This window comes from Mycobacterium sp. E802 (assembly GCF_001666875.1).
GTDB lineage: Bacteria > Actinomycetota > Actinomycetes > Mycobacteriales > Mycobacteriaceae > Mycobacterium.
In genome coordinates this window covers 1-19,854 of the sequence record NZ_LZJD01000175.1, presented here as the reverse complement: position 1 = coordinate 19,854, position 19,854 = coordinate 1, and the positions used below count along the sequence as shown (strand labels likewise).

General features: G+C 65.4%; 20 protein-coding genes and 3 pseudogenes. 9 read left to right on the top strand and 14 right to left on the bottom strand.

The window, feature by feature from the left end; translation table 11 throughout:
- Nucleotides 1–275 precede the first annotated feature (275 nt).
- A complete protein-coding gene (locus A5699_RS25265; protein WP_067775634.1) occupies nt 276–1,598 on the bottom strand; it encodes a maltokinase in 1,323 nt (440 codons plus the stop codon).
- Nucleotides 1,595–3,385, bottom strand: coding sequence for a maltose alpha-D-glucosyltransferase (treS, locus tag A5699_RS25260; RefSeq protein WP_067775631.1), 1,791 nt, complete (start codon nt 3,383–3,385; stop codon nt 1,595–1,597). Before treS ends, A5699_RS25265 begins: the two co-directional genes overlap by 4 nt.
- Before the next feature lie 283 nt (nt 3,386–3,668).
- On the opposite strand from treS, the gene A5699_RS25255 reads away from it, so the two are divergent.
- Genes A5699_RS25255 through A5699_RS25245 form a run of 3 tightly spaced genes read left to right on the top strand, consistent with a single transcriptional unit; the run spans nt 3,669 to nt 5,456 of the window.
- Nucleotides 3,669–4,058, top strand: coding sequence for a hypothetical protein (locus tag A5699_RS25255; protein ID WP_067775628.1), 390 nt, complete (start codon nt 3,669–3,671; stop codon nt 4,056–4,058).
- Between the two features lie 58 nt (nt 4,059–4,116).
- Nucleotides 4,117–4,854, top strand: coding sequence for a HugZ family protein (locus A5699_RS25250; RefSeq protein ID WP_369806772.1), 738 nt, complete (start codon nt 4,117–4,119; stop codon nt 4,852–4,854).
- 32 nt (nt 4,855–4,886) lie between these two features.
- On the top strand, nt 4,887–5,456 hold the full coding sequence (locus A5699_RS25245; protein WP_067775620.1) for an orotate phosphoribosyltransferase: 570 nt from the start codon (nt 4,887–4,889) through the stop codon (nt 5,454–5,456).
- A gap of 25 nt (nt 5,457–5,481) precedes the next feature.
- Here the strand turns inward: A5699_RS25245 and A5699_RS25240 are convergent, their stop codons facing one another.
- The 4 genes from A5699_RS25240 to A5699_RS25225 are packed head-to-tail and all read right to left on the bottom strand — an operon-like array spanning nt 5,482 to nt 9,300.
- Nucleotides 5,482–6,516 carry an ABC transporter ATP-binding protein gene (locus A5699_RS25240; protein ID WP_067775617.1) on the bottom strand — a complete coding sequence of 345 codons (1,035 nt, stop codon included), beginning with the start codon at nt 6,514–6,516 and terminating at the stop codon, nt 5,482–5,484.
- Nucleotides 6,513–7,286 (bottom strand): ABC transporter permease, encoded by a 774-nt coding sequence (locus A5699_RS25235; protein ID WP_067775614.1) that lies wholly within the window; start codon nt 7,284–7,286, stop codon nt 6,513–6,515. The genes A5699_RS25240 and A5699_RS25235 overlap by 4 nt, the downstream gene beginning before the upstream one ends.
- Nucleotides 7,283–8,155 (bottom strand): ABC transporter permease subunit, encoded by an 873-nt coding sequence (locus A5699_RS25230; RefSeq protein ID WP_067775611.1) that lies wholly within the window; start codon nt 8,153–8,155, stop codon nt 7,283–7,285. The genes A5699_RS25235 and A5699_RS25230 overlap by 4 nt, the downstream gene beginning before the upstream one ends.
- Nucleotides 8,156–8,163: 8 nt before the next feature.
- Entirely contained in the window at nt 8,164–9,300 is a 1,137-nt protein-coding gene (locus tag A5699_RS25225; protein WP_067775608.1) for an ABC transporter substrate-binding protein, read from the bottom strand.
- Between the two features lie 160 nt (nt 9,301–9,460).
- On the opposite strand from A5699_RS25225, the gene A5699_RS29385 reads away from it, so the two are divergent.
- The 4 genes and pseudogenes from A5699_RS29385 (at nt 9,461) to A5699_RS25205 (ending at nt 13,963) form a co-directional block, all read left to right on the top strand.
- On the top strand, nt 9,461–9,892 hold the full coding sequence (locus tag A5699_RS29385; RefSeq protein WP_157561446.1) for a hypothetical protein: 432 nt from the start codon (nt 9,461–9,463) through the stop codon (nt 9,890–9,892).
- 16 nt (nt 9,893–9,908) lie between these two features.
- The gene (locus A5699_RS25215; protein ID WP_067775602.1) at nt 9,909–10,337 is read left to right on the top strand and encodes a TIGR03668 family PPOX class F420-dependent oxidoreductase; all 429 of its coding nucleotides are present in this window, start codon (nt 9,909–9,911) and stop codon (nt 10,335–10,337) included.
- Nucleotides 10,338–10,418: 81 nt separating this feature from the next.
- Nucleotides 10,419–12,532, top strand: a pseudogene (locus A5699_RS25210) (elongation factor G-like protein EF-G2).
- Between the two features lie 279 nt (nt 12,533–12,811).
- Nucleotides 12,812–13,963 carry an MCE family protein gene (locus A5699_RS25205; RefSeq protein WP_082957875.1) on the top strand — a complete coding sequence of 384 codons (1,152 nt, stop codon included), beginning with the start codon at nt 12,812–12,814 and terminating at the stop codon, nt 13,961–13,963.
- Here A5699_RS25205 and A5699_RS25200 read toward each other — a convergent pair.
- From A5699_RS25200 to A5699_RS25190, 3 genes are all read right to left on the bottom strand, one after another.
- Nucleotides 13,953–14,852, bottom strand: a complete 900-nt coding sequence (locus A5699_RS25200; RefSeq protein ID WP_067775599.1) for a DMT family transporter — start codon at nt 14,850–14,852, stop codon at nt 13,953–13,955. The two genes, A5699_RS25205 and A5699_RS25200, sit on opposite strands and share 11 nt — an antisense overlap.
- Nucleotides 14,853–14,953: 101 nt before the next feature.
- Nucleotides 14,954–15,262, bottom strand: a complete 309-nt coding sequence (locus A5699_RS25195; protein WP_067775637.1) for a hypothetical protein — start codon at nt 15,260–15,262, stop codon at nt 14,954–14,956.
- A gap of 69 nt (nt 15,263–15,331) precedes the next feature.
- Nucleotides 15,332–16,030 carry a histidine phosphatase family protein gene (locus A5699_RS25190; protein WP_082957874.1) on the bottom strand — a complete coding sequence of 233 codons (699 nt, stop codon included), beginning with the start codon at nt 16,028–16,030 and terminating at the stop codon, nt 15,332–15,334.
- Between the two features lie 83 nt (nt 16,031–16,113).
- Between A5699_RS25190 and A5699_RS25185 the strand changes: the two genes are divergently transcribed.
- Nucleotides 16,114–16,728, top strand: coding sequence for an O-methyltransferase (locus tag A5699_RS25185; RefSeq protein ID WP_067775593.1), 615 nt, complete (start codon nt 16,114–16,116; stop codon nt 16,726–16,728).
- Here A5699_RS25185 and A5699_RS30075 read toward each other — a convergent pair.
- The 4 genes and pseudogenes from A5699_RS30075 to A5699_RS25170 all read right to left on the bottom strand — a co-directional run.
- A pseudogene (locus A5699_RS30075) lies at nt 16,712–16,876 on the bottom strand (IS630 family transposase); the annotation flags it as partial. The gene A5699_RS25185 and the pseudogene A5699_RS30075 overlap by 17 nt on opposite strands.
- Nucleotides 16,860–17,363 carry a hypothetical protein gene (locus A5699_RS25180; protein WP_157561445.1) on the bottom strand — a complete coding sequence of 168 codons (504 nt, stop codon included), beginning with the start codon at nt 17,361–17,363 and terminating at the stop codon, nt 16,860–16,862. The gene A5699_RS25180 and the pseudogene A5699_RS30075, both read right to left, overlap by 17 nt.
- Nucleotides 17,360–17,965, bottom strand: a complete 606-nt coding sequence (locus A5699_RS25175) for a hypothetical protein (RefSeq protein WP_067775588.1) — start codon at nt 17,963–17,965, stop codon at nt 17,360–17,362. The genes A5699_RS25180 and A5699_RS25175 overlap by 4 nt, the downstream gene beginning before the upstream one ends.
- Nucleotides 17,962–18,450 (bottom strand): hypothetical protein, encoded by a 489-nt coding sequence (locus tag A5699_RS25170; protein WP_067775585.1) that lies wholly within the window; start codon nt 18,448–18,450, stop codon nt 17,962–17,964. The genes A5699_RS25175 and A5699_RS25170 overlap by 4 nt, the downstream gene beginning before the upstream one ends.
- 667 nt (nt 18,451–19,117) lie before the next feature.
- Between A5699_RS25170 and A5699_RS30070 the strand changes: the two are divergent.
- Nucleotides 19,118–19,601: pseudogene (locus A5699_RS30070) on the top strand (DUF2127 domain-containing protein); the annotation flags it as partial.
- Here A5699_RS30070 and A5699_RS25160 read toward each other — a convergent pair.
- A partial coding sequence (locus tag A5699_RS25160; protein WP_157561444.1) for a helix-turn-helix transcriptional regulator occupies nt 19,540–19,854 on the bottom strand: 315 nt, incomplete at its 5' end. The pseudogene A5699_RS30070 and the gene A5699_RS25160 sit on opposite strands and share 62 nt — an antisense overlap.

The following is a 19,854-nucleotide window of genomic DNA, read 5'->3' as shown; positions in this document are numbered from 1 at the left end:
TGGCCCGGCTGATCGGTTGAGAAGCGCATCGGTCGCGGATTTCGACGGGGTATCCGACGTGCCCGCCTAGTAGCGACAATCGAGCGACAATCGCCACACCGGTATCGTGAAGTCTCACCAGTCCCATTGTCGCTCGCCGTTTTTGACACACGGGCACCTCTCGCATCATGAACATCAGCTGTCCCGTGCCCGCATACGAGCGACTTCGTCGCTGAAAAGTCGCTACTAGGCGGGCACGTCGGATACCCCGTCGAAATCCGCGACCGATGCGCTTCTCAACCGATCAGCCGGGCCACCGAGGCCAGCGGAACCGGCAACCAACTCGGCCGGTAACGCGCCTCGTAGGCCGCCTCGTACACGGCCTTGTCCAGTTCGTAGGCCGCCAGCAGCGCCGCATGTTCGCGGGGGTCGGTACCGGCCACCGCGGCGTAGCCGTCGCAGAAGGCCGCGCTGTTGCGGTCGGCCCATTCACGGGCGCGGGCGGACAACTGCCGGGCCCGCTCGTCGTCGGTGGCCAGATCCACCAGGCGTGCGTACGCCGCGTACTCGAAGGACCGCACCATGCCCGCGACGTCGCGTACCGGGGAGTCCGGGCTGCGCCGCAGCTGCAACGGCTGGCCGGGCTCACCCTCGAAGTCGATCAGCAGCCAGTGCTCGGGGGTGCGCAACACCTGGCCGAGGTGCAGGTCACCGTGTATCCGCTGCACTGTCACCTGCTCGTCGGCCAGCTTCCGGTAGCGGTCTTCGATCAACGAAAAATGTTCGCGCAGTTCGGGTACCGCCTCGGCGGCGGTGGCCAGCCGGGCGGACATGAGATCGGCGGGGAAGGGTGCCGACGCGCTGCCGAGCTGCTCGGCCAGGCAGGTGTGCACCGAGGCCACGGCCTCCCCCAACCGGTAGGACTCGGCAGCGAAGTCGCCACCGACCTCGTCGGCGTACAGGTCGCCCTCGGCGAACAGATCGCGGGTGCTCGCGGTGGCCATATCCCAACCCTCGGCCGAGTTGGCCGCGAACTCGGTCACCATCCCGAGCGCGAACGGTTCACCGCCCCACTCGATTTCGGCCGACCCGAGCAGCCTGGCCACGTGCGGATTCTCGGCGCGCGCCAGCACCCGGTTGAGTTCGATGTCGGGGTTGATGCCCGGGGTGATCCGGCGGAACACCTTGAACACGGCATCCTGACCGAACACTACGCTGGTGTTGCTCTGCTCGGCCGCCGACACCCGCGGCGGGGCGTCCAGCGGCAAGGTGGCCTCGGGTTCCCTGGTGCAGCGCAATTCGCCCACGGCAGCCGATCGGTCGATCATCTCCAGCAGATACCGGGCTGCCTCGGGGTCATAGAGGGCGTCGTAGGCGGTCCGGCCCTCGACGCTGTCGATGGTGGCCACCGAGCTGTACTCGTCGATCGGATCGGCATCCCACTTCACCAGCACCTGGTATCGCTCTGCGCTGCCGTCGTCGTAGGAAACGTCCAGCAGGTTCAGTTCCAGATCATCACCCAGGCTGAGTACCAGACCCGGTGTGGCGGAAGTCAATTCACGGCCGCGACCGGCATACCATCGCTGCTGGGTCAACCAATCGCCGAATTCGATACTCATTGCTGTGCTCCCGGATCATGCTCGGGTTCGCGGAGCTCGAACCAATAGAAACCATGCCCCGGCAGGGTCAGCAGGTAGGGCAGCTGACCGATGCTGGGGAACTCCACGTAGCCCGACATCTCGATGGGCGTATATCCGCACCACTCTTGCAGATTCAACTCGATGGGCTGCGGGAACCTCGACAGGTTGTTCACGCAGAGCACGGCGTCTCCACCGGCCCCGCCGTCCTCCTCGAGCTGTCGTACATAGGCCAACACCGAGGGGTTGGAGCCACCGAGCTCCCGGAACGTGCCCACCGCGAACGCATCGTGGCGCCCCCGCACCGACAACATGTTGCGGGTCCAGTTCAGCAGCGACGTCGAACTGTCGCGCTGCGCTTCGACATTGACCGACTGGTATCCGTAGACCGCATCCTGGTTCGGCGGGAGATACAGCCGGCCGGGGTTGGCCTTGGAAAATCCGGTATTGCGGTCCGGCGTCCACTGCATCGGGGTGCGCACGCTGTCGCGGTCGCCGAGCCAGATGATGTCGCCCATCCCGATCTCGTCGCCGTAGTACAGCACCGGGGATCCGGGCAGGGACAACAACAGGGCGGTGAACAGCTCGATCTGGTTGCGGTCGTTCTCCAGTAGCGGGGCCAGCCGGCGCCGGATCCCGACGTTGGCCTTCATCCGCGGATCCTTGGCGTATTCGGCATACATGTAGTCACGCTCGTCGTCGGTGACCATCTCCAGCGTCAACTCGTCGTGGTTGCGCAAGAAGATCCCCCACTGCGCCATGTCGGGAATCGGCGGCGTCTGGGCCAGGATCTCCGAGATCGGGAATCGCGATTCTCGCCGCACCGCCATGAAGATCCGTGGCATCAGCGGGAAATGGAATGCCATGTGGCATTCGTCGCCGCCCGTCTTCGGATCTCCGAAGTACTCCACGACATCGGCCGGCCACTGATTGGCCTCGGCCAGCAGCACCCGGCCCGGGAACTCGTCGTCGACCACCTTGCGGCACCGTTTGAGGAAGGCGTGTGTCTCGGGCAGGTTCTCGCAGTTGGTGCCCTCGCGCTCGAACAGATAAGGCACCGCGTCCAACCGGAAACCGTCGATGCCGAGGTCCAACCAGAACCGCAGGACATCGATCATCGCTTCCTGCACGGCCGGGTTCTCGTAGTTCAGATCGGGCTGGTGACTGAAGAAACGGTGCCAATAGAACTGTCGCCGCACCGGGTCGAAGGTCCAGTTGGACTCCTCGGTGTCGACGAAGATGATGCGTGCGTCGGCGTAGCGGTCGCTGGTGTCGCTCCAGACGTAGAAGTCGCCGTAGGGCCCGTCCGGGTTGTGGCGCGACTCCTGGAACCATGCGTGGGAATCCGAGGTGTGGTTCATGACGAGGTCGGTGATGACCCGAATACCACGTCGATGCGCCCCGTCCAATAGCGTCACGAAATCCTCGACGGTGCCGAACTCGGGCAGCACCTTGTAGAAGTCGCGGATGTCGTAGCCGCCGTCGCGCAGCGGTGAGTCGTAGAACGGCGGCAGCCAGAGGCAGTCCACGCCCAGCCATTTGAGGTAGTCGAGTTGCTGGGTCAGACCTTGCAGATCGCCGACGCCGTCGGCGTTGGAGTCGTAGAACGCGCGAACCAGCACCTCGTAGAACACCGCCCGCTTGAACCAGTGACGGTCGGTCGGCAGCGTCCTGGCATGCGCGAAGTCCTCGGCGGCCGGATGCTCGACCACCGCGTGGCCGTCTTGACCGTGGTCCGCGTGAACGTCGCCCGTTTGAACTTTGTCCATCAGGCTCCCAACGTACCCACTTCGGCAGTACTCGACACCCGGAGAAGACCAAGCACTCCGAAAGGTTCCTGCAGCAACGTGATTCGCCGGTCGAGGCATGTTTGCGGGAAAACTAACGGTTGAATAAGAGACCGGGAAAGGTTAGGTTTTTCCCGCATTTGTCTCCTCGTCGGCTATGGGCCGGCGATCACGAACATTCGACGAGGGATGGCCTGTGGGTGAGTCCGCACCAAATGACGGTGAAGCACCAGTAATCGTTGGTCTGTCCGATGCGGCGATGCACATGTACATCGCCGCCATCGACGCACTACCTCCCGTCGGGGACCCGGAGTACGCCGATCGCGCGGGGGTCGTCCTCAGCGGTCTGCGCAAGCTGCAGACGTCGCTGTCGGAGGCGGCCGGCCGCAGCCGCGTCACCCCGTCGGTCATCGTCGCGCTCAGCGGCGTGCGCCACCGCTACGACGAGCTGATGACGACCGCGTCTGAAGGCCCCGGCGCCACGCTCGGTCAGCGTCTGTACGTCGCACGCAACCGCGCGAAGCTGTCCACCCAGGAAGCGGCCAACGGCGTCGGGCTCCGCAAGGACCTCATCGAGGCCGTCGAGGCCGAGGAGCCGGCGACCGAGTCCGAGACCGCGCAGATCAAGGATCTGATCGCCGCGCTCGGGGGCTGAGTTGCCCGATCATGGCGACCCAGGTGATGCCCCTTCGGTCCCTCCCCCGTTGACGGAGGTGATCGAGGGGGCTCGTCCGTCTGCAGCTGAAGAAGCCCGCACGATCGCCGCGTCGACGAACGTCGGCACGCTGGCGTCGTTGACCGCCGACGGTGACCCGTGGGCATCCTTCGTCACCTACGGCTTGCTGGCCGGTGCGCCCGTGCTGTGCGTCTCGAACATGGCCGAGCACGGCCGCAACCTCGCCCGCGATCCACGGGCCAGCATCTCGATCGTCGACCCCGGCTTCGGGTCAGATCCCCTGGCCAGCAGCCGCATCACACTGGCCGGCGTCGCCGAACGACCCGCCGGCGATGAGCTCGCCGCCGCCCGGCAGGCCCATCTCGATGCGGTGGCCGCCGCCCGCTATTACATCGACTTCAGCGACTTCTCCCTGTGGGTGCTGCGCGTGCAGCGCGTCCGGTGGGTCGGTGGCTACGGTCGGATGGACTCGACCACCGGCCAGGCCTACGCCGCGGCCGAACCCGATCCGGTCTCGCCACAGGCTGCCGGTGCGATCGAGCATCTCAACGCCGACCATGCCGATTCGCTGGCCGACATGGCCCGCGCCTTCGGTGGCTACCCCGACACCGTCGCGGCCGTGTGCACCGCGGCCGACCGCTACGGCCTCGATCTGAGGGTCACCACCGAACGCGGGCAGGCCTACATCCGCGTCGGCTACAACGCGCCGATCAGCTCATACGGCGAGTTGCGCGCTGCCACAGCGGAGCTGGCGCGACGCGCCAGGCAGGCCTGAGCCACCGCCGGCCGGTGCAATACGATCGCCGTATGCCTGAGCGCCCGGAAACCTGGCAAGCCGCTTTCGATCTGATTCGCACCCGCGGGTACGAACACCGTGAGGAGCCGTTCCGGCTCGCCAGCGGACAACTGAGCCACGACTACATCGACGGCAAGTACGCCATCGACACCGGTGAGCGCATGGCCATCGTCAGCCGGGCGGTCGCCGACCTGGCCGCCGCGCGCGGCATCGAGTTCGACGCGGTCGGCGGGTTGACCATGGGCGCCGACCCGTTGGCGCACGGCGTGGCGATGGTGACCGGCAAGGCGTGGTTCTCGGTGCGCAAGGAACAGAAGTCCCGCGGCCGCGAACAGTGGATCGAGGGCACCCGGCTCGAGCCGGGCACCCGCGTGCTGCTGGTCGACGACGTGATCAGCACCGGCGGCTCCACCGAGATCGCCTATGAGCGGGTCACCTCGGTGGGCGCCGTCGTCACCGGCGTCATCCCGATGGTTGACCGCGGGGACATCGCCACCGGGCGGTTCGCCAAGCGTGGAGTGCCGTTCGCGGCGCTGGTCACCTACCGCGATCTGGGGATCGAACCGGTCAAGGACGTCTAGCGCTTAGCCAGATCACCGACCTGAGCTAAATCACCAACACCGGCAGGGGTTCGAGCGCGACGCTCACCGGTGCCCCGGGCTCGAAGAAGCGGGCCTGCGAGCTCGGCAACTGCGCGTGGATGACGGTGCCGTCCGGCAGGGTCAGGTACACCCGGGAGATCGAGCCCAGGAAGGCCACCGACGCCACCACCGCCCGTCCGCTCGGATCGGCCCGCAGCCTGATGGATTCGGGCCGCACCATGGCCGTACCGGCGCCCGCGGTCACCGAACCGCGCAGCGTCGGCACCTCGGTGCCGAGCAGCCGGGCCCGCCGGCCCGACACGCGTGCGGGCACCTTGTTGTGCAGCCCGACGAACTCGGCGACGAACGGTGTGGCCGGGCGCGCGTAGAGCTCGGTCGGTGTGGCAAGTTGTTCGAGTTTGCCGTGGCTCATCACGCCGACCCGGTCCGCAACGGCCAGGGCCTCCTCCTGGTCATGGGTGACGAACAATGTCGTTGTGCCGACCTCGAGTTGCACCCGCCGGATCTCGTCGCGCAGCTGGGTACGTACCTGTGCGTCGAGCGCGGACAACGGCTCGTCGAGCAACAGCACCCTCGGTTCGATCGCCAGGGCCCGGGCCAGCGCGACCCGCTGCTGCTGGCCGCCGGACAGTTCACTGGCATATTTGTTCCGGTGGGCGGTCAGGCCCACCAGATCCAGCATGTCACCGGCCCGGGACAGTCTGTGGCGCTTGGACTTTCCGCGCATCTTCAAACCGAAGGCGACGTTGTCCAACACGGTCAGATGCGGGAACAGGCTGTAGGCCTGGAACACCATGCCCATGTCCCGCTTGTTGGCCGGCACCGAACTGATGTCACGGCCGCCGACGAGCACAGCACCGGACGTGGCCTCGTCGAGACCGGCCAGGATGCGCATCGCGGTGGTCTTGCCACAGCCCGACGGCCCGAGCAGGGCGACCAACTCTCCCGGCCCGATGGACAGGCTCAACCCGTCGAGCGCGTTGACGTTGCCGTAGGTGCGGGTGAGTTTGCGAAGTTCGACGCCCACACTGGAATTCATGCCCTGGCTCCTGACGTCCGGGAGCGACCTCGGGTCACTGCCGCCAACACCAACAAGAGCGCGAAACCGAACAGCAGCGTGGCCAGCGAAGCCGCCACCGAGGTGGGTCCGTCGCTCTTGCCGATCGCGACGATCTGAACCGGTAGCGTGTCGAAGCCGCTCAGTGAGGCGATGGTGTACTCACCGAGCACCACCGCGATGGAGATGAAGGCCGCGGACAGAATCCCCGACCAGATGTTGGGCACGATCACCCTTGCGATCGTGGAGAACCAACCCGCGCCCAACGATCGGGCGGCTTCGGCGAGGGTCTGCAGGTCGATGGCCGCCAGCGCGGAATCGATTGCCCGATAGGCGAACGGCAGCACCAGCACCACATAGACGAAGGTGAGGGTGAGCGCCGATTCACCGAGCAGGTACGTGACCCACAGGTAGACGTTGCGTAGACCCACCACGACCACCAACGCCGGGATGGTCAACGGCAGCAGGCACAGGAACTCGACGAACCGGCCCGCCCACCGGGCCTGCAACCGGACCCAGATCATCGTCGGTACCAACAGGATCAGCATCGCGATCACGGTGAACACCGCGAGCAACAGTGAGATCACGATGGCCTGATACAGCGCCTCGTCGGCCACCAGGTTGCGCCAGGCCGCCGCGGTGCGCCCGCCCTCGATGAGGTTGCGGGTGGAGAAATCGGCCATGGCGTACAGCGGAAACAGGAAGAACAGGCCGAACAGCACCCACAGCGCTACCCGGATCACCCGGTTCATTTGAGCCACCTCGCCGATCTGCGCACCAAGGCGTTGTAGGCGAACATCACCACAGCCACCACCACGATCATCTCGAGCGCCAGCGCATAGGCGAAACCGGACTGCCCCAGCACCACCTCGCTGGTGAGCGCGGTCCGGATCAGCAACGGCACGATCGGACTGCCCTGACTGACCAGGGCCGCCGCGGTGGCATAGGCGGCAAAAGCGTTGGCGAACAACAGCAATGCCGAGCCCAGGAACGCCGGGGTGAGCAACGGGACAGCCACTTCCCGCAGGTACTGCCACCGTGACGCGCCCAGGCTCACCGCGGCTTCGCGCCACTGCTCGCGCAGACCCTCCAGGGCCGGCAGAAACACGATCACCATCAACGGGATCTGAAAGTAGGTGTAGACCAGGATCAAGCCGGCCAACCCGTAGAGCCAGCCGGAGCCCGACAGATCCCAGCCCAGGTGTTCGGAGACCCACAACGTCAGGACCCCGTTGAGCCCGATCGTGGCGAGGAATGCGAAAGCCAGTGCCACGCCCCCGAACTGGGCCAGCACGCTGCACAGCGCGAGCACCGCACGCCGCAGCATCGACGCCTGCGGGCTGCTGACGATCAACCACGCCAACACGGCGCCCAGAACTGCCCCGATCAGCGCCGTGCTCGCCGACAGCACAATGCTTTTGAACAGCGCAGTCAACGCGGTCCCGGTGAACAGGGCGGCGATGCGGTCCAGGGTGAACGTGCCGTCGGCGAAGAACGCCATGACGATCACCGTCGCCGTGGGCACGATCAGGAAAACCGTGACCACGGCCACGAACGGCAGCAGTGGCACGGCGTCACGAACGCCCGCCCACACCCGTCGGCCCGAGATCCGATCCGGCATGGTCCGACTCAGCCGATCGCCTTGGCCCAGTTGTCGGCCAGATACTCGTTGGCAGTGTCGGTTTGGTCCTGAGTGGCGACGGTGACCGGCCCGTCGATGATGGGCAGCTGGCCGAAGGCGGCCCGATCGGCCGTCCCGGCCAGGATCATCTTGTCGGCGCGAACCGGCCGAACCCCGCCCTTGGCATACAGGTTCTGCCCCTCGTCACTGAACAGGAACTCCTGCCACAGCCGGGCCGCCGCGGGGTGCGGCGCGTCTTTGTTGATCGCCTGGAAGTAGTAGCCCGCGACCAGGGCTTCGTGGGGAACCATCACCTGCCAGCCGGGTACCTTCTGACTTTCGGTGCCGTTGAGGTAGTTCCAGTCGATCACCACCGGGGTCTGCCCCGACTCGATGGTGGCCGGCGTCGGATCGAGCGGCAGGAAGTTGCCCGCCTCGTTGAGTTTGGCAAAGAACTCGACGCCCGGGGCGATGTCGTCGGCGGACCCGCCGTGCGCCACCGCGGCCATCAGCACCCCGGCGAAGGCGGCCCCGGCCTGGGTCGGATCGCCGTTGAGCGCGACCTTGCCGTGGTATTCGGGCTTGAGCAGGTCGTCGATCGTGGTGATCGGCGGGACCTTGGTCGAGTCGAAGCCGATGGACATGAAACCGCCGTAATCGTTGACCCAGGTGCCGTCGGGATCCTTCAACTTCGCCGGAATGTCGTCGAACGTGGCCACCTTGTAAGGCGCGAACATCGAGGTGTTGGCCAGCGCCACCGACTGTCCGAGGTCGAACACATCGGGTGCGGTGCTCTTGCCCTTCTGCTGGTTGGCCGCGTTGATCTCTTCCTGGCTTGATGCGTCGGGCTGCGCCGAGTTCACCTTGATGCCGTACTTATCCTCGAAGGCTTTGATGATCGCGCCGTAGTTCGCCCAATCCGGGGGCAGCGCAATCACATTCAGTTCACCCTCGGCCTTCGCCGCCGCGACGAGCTTGTCCATCCCGCCGAAATCAGCTACCGACGTGGCCTCGGCCATCTTCACTCCGGTGTCGGTTTCGGCACCGGCGGTGTCCTTCTGCGGCGGTGCGCACGCGGCCAGTCCCACGGTGACGACGGCCGAGACGGCCAGGGCGGATACCTTCGCGAACCTGGATGTGATCATTGCGAAACCCTCCGATGCTCAGGAAGCGCCGTCATGGCGCAGCGGTTGCTCGAACCTGTCGCCGGAGTGAACGAGTCCGCGGACAACGCGCACGGGCACCCTACCGCGACGCCTTCGAACTCGGCGCTCATTGTCAGGCCAGCGGGGATAGCATCGCGTGGTGTCTGTCCCCGGACCCGTCAGCAACTTCGAGCTTCACGACTGGTCGTTCAAACCGGCGCCGGTGCCCTGGTACCGGACCCGCCGCGCCACGCTCGCACTGATTGCCACCGGCCTGGCCGCTGCCGCCATCGTGATCTCGGGTGTGCTGTTGCTGCTTAGGGATTCGGCACCGAGCGATACCCCGTCGCCGACCACATCACCCTCCCCGTCGACCACCAACCCGGCACCCTCACCGTCACTGCGGGTCGGGGTACCACCTGCGCCGCCGGCGCCGCCCCCGCCACCACCCGAGGAAACCCAGCAAGCCCCGGTGTACCGGCCCACCCACCGGCCGACCCCGACCAAGAAACCCGAGATCGGCGTGACCCGCACACCGGTGACCCGATCGCCGATCAGCGTGGCTCCGCAACCCCGGCACCCCCGCAACTGAGCCATAAGCTGAACCCATGGCCGGTTTCGAGGCAGTGACCGAGTTCGCCAACGCGCCCGTCGCGGTGCTGGCCACCGTGGGAACCGACGGCGCACCACATCTGGTCCCGGTGGTCTTCGCGGTGCACGTGCCTGCCGACGCCGAGGCTTCGGCCACGATCTACACCGCGGTGGACGCCAAACCCAAGTCCACTCAACGGCTGCGGCGGCTGGCCAACATCGAAAACGATTCGCGGGTCAGCCTGTTGGTCGACCACTACGCCGACGATTGGACACACCTGTGGTGGGTGCGTGCCGACGGGCAGGCCGCCATCCATCACAGCGGCGAGGAAATGGCCACCGGCTACGGACTGCTGCGTGCCAAATATCCGCAGTATGAGCGGATCGCGTTGAACGGCCCGGTCATCACGGTCAGGGTCACGCGCTGGGCGAGTTGGCAGGGGTGAGACCCGCGGCGGCCACCACGACTCTTGTGCTCCAGATCACATCGGGGAATGGTGGATGGCAGGGACACCAGGAGGAACGCCATGGCGGACAAGTCGAACTCGGCCGGCAACGCAGCGGTACCCACCGCCGACAGTCCCGCCGCCATTCGCAATGTGGTGCTCGTCGGCCCGTCAGGTTCGGGCAAGACCACGCTCGTGGAGGCACTGCTCGTGGCCGCAGGGGTGTTGAATCGCCCGGGCTCGGTGGCCGACGGGTCGACGGTCTGCGATTTCGACGAAGCTGAGATCGGCCAACAGCGCTCGGTCGGCCTCGCGCTGGCCCCCTTGCAGCACAACGGGATCAAGGTCAATCTGATCGACACCCCCGGATACGCCGATTTCGTCGGGGAACTACGCGCCGGGCTGCGCGCCGCGGATTGCGCATTGTTCGTCATCGCCGCCAACGAGGACGTCGACGAGCCGACGAAGGCGCTGTGGCAGGAGTGTGCGGCGGTGGGCATGCCGCGGGCCGTGGTCATCACCAAGCTCGACCACGCCAGGGCCAACTATGCGGCTGCGCTGGCCGGCGCCCAGCAGGCCTTCGGGGACAAGGTGGCGCCGCTGTACTTCCCCGCCGGTGAGGGGGTGATCGGGCTGCTCACCCTCACCAACCGGCCCCCCGACGGCTCCTTGGATGACGAGATCTCCGAACTACGCGGCTCGCTGATCGAGGGGATCATCGAGGAGTCCGAGGACGAGACCTTGATGGAGCGCTACCTCGGCGGCGAAGAGATCGATGAAGCGGTGTTGATCGCCGACCTGGAGAAGGCCGTGGCCCGCGGTTCGTTTTTCCCGGTGATCCCGGTGTGCAGCGGGTCGGGGGTCGGCACGCTGGAACTGCTGGAGGTCGCCACCCGCGGCTTTCCGTCACCACCCGAACATCGGCTACCCGAGGTGTTCACCACCAACGGAGCCACCCGCACACCGTTGCCCTGCGATCCGTCCGGGCCGCTGCTGGCCGAGGTGGTCAAGACGACGTCGGATCCCTATGTCGGCAGGGTCAGCCTGGTCCGGGTGTTCTCCGGCACCATCAGGCCCGACGCCACCGTGCATGTGTCGGGCCATTTTTCTGCCTTCAACGGCTCCGTCTCACCGGCCGGCTCCCACGGCCATGCCGATCACGACGAGGACGAGCGCATCGGCACCCTGTCCTTCCCGCTGGGTAAACAGCAGCGTCCGGCGCCGTCGGTGGTGGCCGGGGACATCTGCGCGATCGGCCGGCTCAGCCGGGCCGAGACCGGGGACACCCTCAGCGACAAGGCTGATCCTCTGGTGCTGCGGCCGTGGACCATGCCCGACCCGCTGCTGCCGGTCGCGGTCCAGCCGCGCGCCAAAACCGACGAGGACAAACTCTCGGTCGGGTTACAGCGGTTGGCCGCCGAAGATCCGACGCTGCGTATCGAGCAGAACCCCGAGACCCACCAGATCGTGCTGTGGTGCATGGGCGAGGCGCACGCCGCGGTGGTTCTCGACGCCCTGTCGCGCCGTTACGGGGTGTCAGTGGACACCGTGGAGTTGCGGGTTCCCTGCGAGAGACGCTCGGCGGAAAGGCAAAAGGCCACGGCCGACACGTCAAACAGTCCGGTGGTCACGGCCAGTACGCGGTATGCGACATCGAGGTGGAGCCGTTGCCGGAGGGCACCGGGTTCGAGTTCGTCGACAAGGTCGTGGGCGGAGCCGTGCCGCGCCAGTTCATCCCTAGCGTCGAGAAAGGCGTACGGGCGCAGATGGAGAAAGGGATCACCGATTATCCCGTCGTCGACATCCGGGTGACCCTGGTCGACGGCAAGGCGCACAGCGTCGACTCGTCGGACTTCGCCTTTCAGATGGCCGGCGGGTTGGCGTTGCGTGAGGCGGCCGCGGCGGCCGGGGTGAGCCTGCTCGAACCGATCGACGAGGTGACTGTCGTGGTGCCCGACGATCTGGTGGGCGCCGTGATGAGCGATCTGGCCGGCCGGCGCGGCCGGGTCCTGGGCACGGACAAGGCCGATGACGACCGCACGTTGGTGAAGGCCGAGATCCCCGAGGTAGAGCTGACGCGGTACGCCATTGACCTGCGGTCGCTGTCGCACGGCGCCGGATCGTTCAGCCGGGAGTTCGCCCGCTACGAGCCGATGCCCGAATCGGCCGCGGCCCGGGTGCGCCGCTCAGCCTGACGCTCGTTGGGCGTGAACGGCGGCCGTAATACCTGATCAGGGCTTACTCTGTGACGGGGGTCTCCTGGCACCGGCGGTTTGAGATTCGCCGCACAGAGGCCTCTGTAGTTGCACTTATCTCTGGTTGTTTGGGACAGTTTTCGGACCTTTAGTTGCTGGCTGCGTCAATAATTCGGAGGTTTGCGCGTGGCCTCATCCACCGCGACATTGCGGGACCGCTTCGGACAGCGGTTCAAGCATTGGCGTTACGACCCGCCGTACAAGACCGCGTGCGCGGGTATGGCGATCCTTCTGGTCGCGGTGCTGGTGTTGACCTGGATGCAGTTCCGTGGCGCCTTCGAGGAGAAGACGCAGCTCACTGTGCTGGCCAATCGCTCGGGCCTGTCGATGGACCCGGGCTCGAAGGTCACCTTCAACGGCGTGCCGATCGGCCGGTTGACGGCCGTGAACGTGGCCGACGTCGACGGCGAGCAACAGGCCCAGCTGACGCTGGACATCAAGCCCAAGTACCTCAAGCTGATCCCCGAGAACGTGACCGCCGAACTGAAGGCCACCACGGTGTTCGGCAACAAGTACATCTCGTTCGTCGCACCCGACAATCCCACGTCAGCGCGGGTCGACCCGGCCACCCCGATCCATGCCCAAGGGGTGACGACGGAGTTCAACACGCTGTTCGAGACCATCACCGCGATCTCCGAACAGATCGATCCGATCAAGCTCAACGAAACTCTGACCGCCACCGCCCAGGCACTGGACGGCCTCGGCGAGAAGTTCGGCCAGTCGATCGTCAACGGCAACGACATCCTCAGCGATCTCAACCCACGCATGCCCGAGATCCGGCGCGACATCGCCGGCCTGGCCGATCTGGGTGAGGTCTACGCCAACGCCGCCCCCGATCTGTTCGACGGCCTGACCAACGCCGTCACCACCGCGCGCACCCTCAACGAGCAGCGCGGCAACCTCGACCAGGCCCTGGTGGCCGCAGTCGGGTTCGGCAACACCGGCGGCGACATCTTCGAACGCGGCGGGCCGTACCTGGTCCGCGGTAACCAGGACCTCCTACCGGTCAGCGCGATGTTCGACCGCAACAGCCCGGCGCTGTACTGCATGATCCACAACTACGCCGAGGCCGCCCCCAAGTTCGCCCAGCAGACCCGCAACGGCTATGCGTTCGAACTGCACGACTTCCTGGTCGGCGCGCCGAACGCCTGGGTCTATCCCGACAACCTGCCCCGGGTGAACGCCACCGGTGGTCCCGAAGGCCGCCCCGGCTGCTGGCAGCCGATCACCAAGGATCTGTGGCCGGCGCCGTACCTGGTCTTGGACACCGGCGCCTCGATCGCCCCGTACAACCACTTCGAGCTGGGTCAGCCGCTGGTTACCGAGTACGTGTGGGGCCGCCAGATCGGCGAGCACACCATCAACCCTTAGCGGCCTTGACTTCCAGGTCCGCTTCCAAGCTCTCCTCGTAAGCACCCTCGTCGCGGCCGAGTGCCACGGTGGCGGCGGCCATCGCGCCGATGGCGACCGACAGGGCCACCGGTTCCCATCCGGTGATCGCCAGGTGCTCACCCAGCACGACCGAGCCGAGGACCACCGCGACAACCGGCTCGAGCACCAGCATGGTCGGCACGGAGGTCTGCAGGGACCCGGCGTGAAACGCCGACTGCTGCAACAGCGTCGCGACCACCCCGAGGATCACCACCAGATACAGGGCGGGCGTGGTGAGCGCCGAGATCAGACCCTGCACGGCAATCGTGTGCATGACGATCTTGGTCAGCACCGCCACCACGCCGAACATCACGCCCACTGCCAACGCGAGCAGTACCGCGCGACGCCAGTTGACGCTGCGCGTGGCGGCCAGCACGCAGAGGGTGACCGCCGCCGCGCACACCACGGCGACGGTGACGGTGGTGGCCACCGAGACGGCGTAGGTTCCCGTGCTGGCTCTGGCCAGCGCGACGAACACGGTCAACGCACCGGTCAACAGCAGCGCCCACAGCCACTCCGCACGGCTGACCCGGCGGTGGGCCAGCCGGGCACTGAGCGGCAACGCGAACAACAATGCCGACACCAACACCGGCTGGACGAGCAGCAACGACCCGAACCCCAGTGCCAGCGCCTGGAAGACATAGCCGGCCACCGCCGATGCGGTCCCGGCCCACCACAGCTTGCGGCGCAGCAAGGTGCGCAGCATGACGCTGCTGACACCCTTCTCGGGTGGAACGTCCATCGTCGCGCGCTGCCGGACCACAATGCCGACAGCTGCGAAAACCGCTGCGCAGAGGGCGAACAGCACCGCAAGACTGTTGCCGAGCAAGCCTCGTCAACCCCTTCCGGGCCGGTATGTCGGCCCTCTAGAGAAGAGAAGGCCCGTGCCCCTCAACCGTAGAGCGCCGGCGGCGGATGCGCCGCCTCGGCCTAGACGACCTGCAGGCGTCGCTTTGGCGGCTCGTCGGTGGTGCCCGTGTCGGAAACGGACGTGTTGGAAACCGGGGCGTCAGGAGCGGGAGCGATCTTGTCGTTGACGCTTGCCACGGCCAGATCGACCCGGTTGACCGCGGTGTCACACAAGTCGCGGACCCGGCCACTGGCGGTCTCGACGTCATCGGCGGCACTACGCAGGTAGGCCCTGAGGTTGATCCGCAGCCGCTCGCCGGCGCGGCGTGCGCGCAGCCGGACGCGGTCGTCGACCTCGACGGTCACGTAAGGCAAAACTCGAAACCTCATGACAGAAACCTCATAGTCCCGCTCCATCTCCGCGTGCCTTGCCACAGTAACCGCGCCCGGCCGCGACGGCTAGGTTCCGGCGCCGTCCCAGTCGGTCAGCGTCCAGCCATCCGTCGGATTGCCTTTCACCACCACATAGCCGGTGTTGTCGAGCGGGTGCTCCATCAGCAGCTGCGGATCGGGATTGACGACGTTCATCTGCACCCACAGCATGATCGCGGCGCCGTGTGAATACGCGACGGGATTGTCGTCACCGGTGTCGTAGATCTGCTGGACGGCACCGTCGAACCGAGCATCGAACTCATTGCCGTCGATCGATCCGGGTATCCGCGCGCTGCGGTCGCCGCGCAACCACTTCTCGGGCGCCGAGAAATACGTGTTCACCGCACTCGCTTCCGGCTGGCCTTCGTAATCGCCTGCCTCGACCTCGCGGAGTCCGGGCAACACGGTGACCGGCTCGCCCAAGGTGTCGGCCATCGGCTCGGCGGTCTGTTGGGTGCGCACCATGGTCGAGGCGAAGATGCCGTCGTAATGGTGGGACGCCAGGCGCTGTGCACTGGCGACGGCCTGGCTGCGGCCCAGCTCGGTCAGCGGTGGTCCCGGGGTCGAGCTGTCGATCAGGCCCGAGGCGTTACCCGCCGACTGCGCGTGGCGGACGAACGTCAGGGTGATGGAGCGGTATCCGCCCGCACCGGCGTTCGGCGCCAGCAGCGCGGCGAGGACGAGGAGGATCGCAGACAGCAGTGGCAGTGCCCGTAATTTTCGCACACCGCCATCTTTCACCGCCCGGGCGTAGTTTCGTGAGCGTGACTACTCTCGAGGACCCCAGGGTCGCAGACACATTGGACCGGATGTACGCGGCGTCGGCCGAGCAGTTCGCGAAACTTCGTGAGGAGGGCTCCCGCAAGTTCGCCGATCTGTCCAACGCGAGCGCTCAGGAACGTGCAGATGCCCTCAGCGACATCTACATGCCGGTGACGCGTGAGGCCGGCCGGTTGTTGTACTCGCTGGTGCGGGCCATCAAGCCGGCCGTCGTCGTCGAGTTCGGGATGTCCTTCGGACTCTCGGCACTGCACCTGGCATCGGCGGTGCGCGACAACGGCTCCGGGCGGGTGTTCACCACCGAGCTCAGCGCGACCAAGATCGCCTCGGCCAAGCAGACGTTCGCCGATACCGGCCTCGAGGACGTCATCACCGTCCTAGAGGGCGATGCGCTGGAAACACTCAAGACCGTGACCGGCGACATCGGTTTCGTGCTGCTCGACGGCTGGAAGGAGCTCTACCTTCCGGTGCTCGAACTCCTTGAGCCACAACTCAATATCGGAGCCCTACTCGTCGCGGACAACACCTCCATGGACGACACCAAGCCTTACCTGGACCACGTGCGCGAGCCGTCCAACGGCTATGTGAGCGTGAACTTCCTCGCCCGCGACAGCGACAGCATGGAGCTCAGTTGCCGCACCTAACCCTCGCCACTGAATTTGCGTTACGGCCGCGGGGCAAGATCTCGTCTGCGGTCTTGGTCCAAGCCAACGGGCGCCGATGCTGATTCCAGCCGTCGATGAAAGCACCGATGGCTTCCACGAGTTCTTTGACGCTATTGGACGAGCGACGTGGGCTGGGAAATGGCAGCTTCGGCTAGCATCCGATTCGCGATGACGTAGGTGTAGGCAAGCACTTCGCCATATCCGTACGCCGAGCACGGTTGACGGACAGCTTTGCCATTCCATGCGACCGCAGCGGCGGTGATTGCTGCAGCCTCGCTGTCTTCACCGGCCACCGCTTGCCCGAGAATCGAATACGCTGTACAAACCGCGAGCTCAAAATCCCATGGCCCATCGGCAATCTGCAGCGGCCCTCGGGTGATTGGCCAACGTAGACATCTCGGCACCGTGGTGGAGACGATCCACTCGGCCGCGCGGATGAGGCCCGGACGCTGATGCATCTCGATGAGGAGGATTGCGCCGAGGAGAGCAGGCAGGCTGATTGCCGCCCGCTCGGGCCACTTTGAACCGGTGGCCTTGACGGTGTTGAGCTTCTTGCGGTACACCCGCGAGTCCGCCAAGTGTTCCAATTGCCATCGAAACGGGTCGTCGATCAATCTGATTGCCCGCCTGTCCGCTCGTTGTCAGGCTGCCAGTCGCCTTGCCAACCCCGTCCCTGCAACCCCGCACGGTAGGCGGTTGCAGTAAGACCTCCTACCAACAAAATGGCCCCCCAAACCAGGTTTTCGCGGATCGCTTCCCAGGGGTCCTTCCCGAATAGCGCTGTGAGAATGGCCCACAGTTTGGCTCCAAATAACCCGAACAGCACCACGCTTGCGATGTACAGAGCCCAGACGAGCAGGACATGCCGATCAGACTTACTTGCTGGAACGGGTAGTGGCCGCGCAAAGGCGGGCCAGATCAACAGAAACCCCGCCACCAAGAACACAGCGGCAATATCGATCAGCTGGTAGTGCAGCAGGTTTAACAACGCACCTGTAGCGACGATCGCCACGATACGACGAAAAAGTGACAGCAGAATTTCCTTATCGTGCCATCGGTACCCCGTCCCAAAATCGTTGAATACGACGTCAACAACAGCAAAATACGGACCGAAGTACCTGTTATCAATGTTGATGTAGGCAGCGACAATTATCGCCGGGCCTAAGACGAGGGCCCAACCCAGGTGCTGTGGATCAAAGATAACTTTGCCGTTCAAAACCCTTCCACCCCCTCAGGCGTGACGCGCACGCCTCGGCCCGTCTGGTCGTTTGTAAGCGCAATGCCGTCGTCTACGGCGATGATTCGCCATTCGAATGCACGGTATTTTCCGCCAGCATCGAGGGTTGCTCTCGCCAGATCACCCATCTGCCCATCGACCCATTCGATTTCGCCGCTGGCGTGGAATCGGAAGCTGTGATATGGGGTGCCGTCTTCATGGCGGGGCCAGTTGCCGGCTGGCGTTTCGCATGCGGTCCGCCCCGGCTCGATGAGGCAACTGATCGACCCGGATTGGGTGGTGACAGCAATCTGACCGCGTTGGTTGGGGTAGAGCTTGACCAGACCTTCACAGTCCGCAGTTGATTCGCCCTTTGCAATGGCAAGATGCATGTAGTGATGCGCGACACGATCGGCGGTGATTTCGGTGTGGGAGAGGAATGCACCTTCGCCTGAATACATGCGCAGCAGCACGTAAATTGGCAAGAATTCTTGGCTATCTGATTGTACAGGCGTCGATGTTACCTGCGACGAGGGCTCCCGGCGTATACGCTTACGCGCCCACGTAGTTATCGCCGCGATCGCAGCCCACGCTGCACCGCCTATCAGCCCAGATGCCAATTCTGGGCCGAGGTACAGAGCAATTTCTTCTATCGGGGACACGCCTCCTCCGCGCCCACCGGGCTCATGGAAGAAAAGGTCTGGCTCGAACCCCACTGCCCGTAGATCGTCGGGAAGCTCGTTAATTAGATCGCGGACGTTGGATTCCATATAATCTGTGCGGCCGGTCACCTGGACCCGTGCAACCCCGAAGCGCCTGTCAGAAGAATGTGTGCCTCTCACGTGAATGAAGTGTAATTCGACTCCCTCGGTTCCGAATCAGGATCGACGAGCGAGGTCGACTTCGTTCCCGTCGCTGCCCGCCTGTCAGCCAAGCGCGCTATGTGCGCCGCCATATGACGCCCCAGATTGGACCGCCAACGACGCCGGCAGGTTCGGATACCGAAGCTAAAGTCCCATGCCGTGCGGAACGCCGCCGACATGATCGCTGCTTGAAGCAGCGCGCACATCAGTCGCTCGGCTGCCCTCGCATACTCCACGGCTGGCACCCTCAAAGTCCACGTCCGGCGCCCCACTGCAAGATGTCTTCTAAAAGGACATTCTGCTGCTGCGACCTCTGACGGACCAGACGCTTGGAATATCGAAGATGCCAATATCGTCCGCCATATCGGTGAGCATTCACACTGTCCTCGAGCACCTTGCTGTGGATCGCAGCCCGGCGTGGCCGCCTATGCGCTGATCGAATTCGTCGAGGCCATCGGTCTGTGGCTGACCCGACGCTGGGGCGAGTACTTCGCGGTGATCGCCACCGGTGTGTTCCTGCCGCTGGAGATCTACGAGCTGACCGAAAAGGTGACCGTACTGCGGGCCGGAGCGCTGCTGATCAACCTCGCCGCGGTCATCTGGCTGTTGTGGAGCAAGCGGCGGTTCGGAATCAACGGCGGCGGCGCAGCCTACCGCGCCAAGCATCACACCGAGAGCCTGCCAGCGTCGAGCGGGCGGGCCTGGCCCTCCCTACAGCTCCTCGCGCGCGCGAGCCCGATACGCCGACGGCGTCTGACCGCAGAACTGGCTGAAACACCGGGTGAACGAGCTCAGGTTTTCGAAGCCCACGGCCGTCGCGGTGGCCTGCACTGATTGCTCGGGCCCGGCCAGCAGCGCCATGGCCCGCAACATCCGCGCATGCAGAAGGTAAGTGCGCCAAGAGATTCCGATGGTCTCGGCAAACAGCCGGCGCAGCGTACGCTCGGATACCGCGACGGCCCGGCTGACCTCCTCGGAGGTCACCGAATCCAGATGTTCCTTGGTGTACGCCAATGCGGCGGCCAC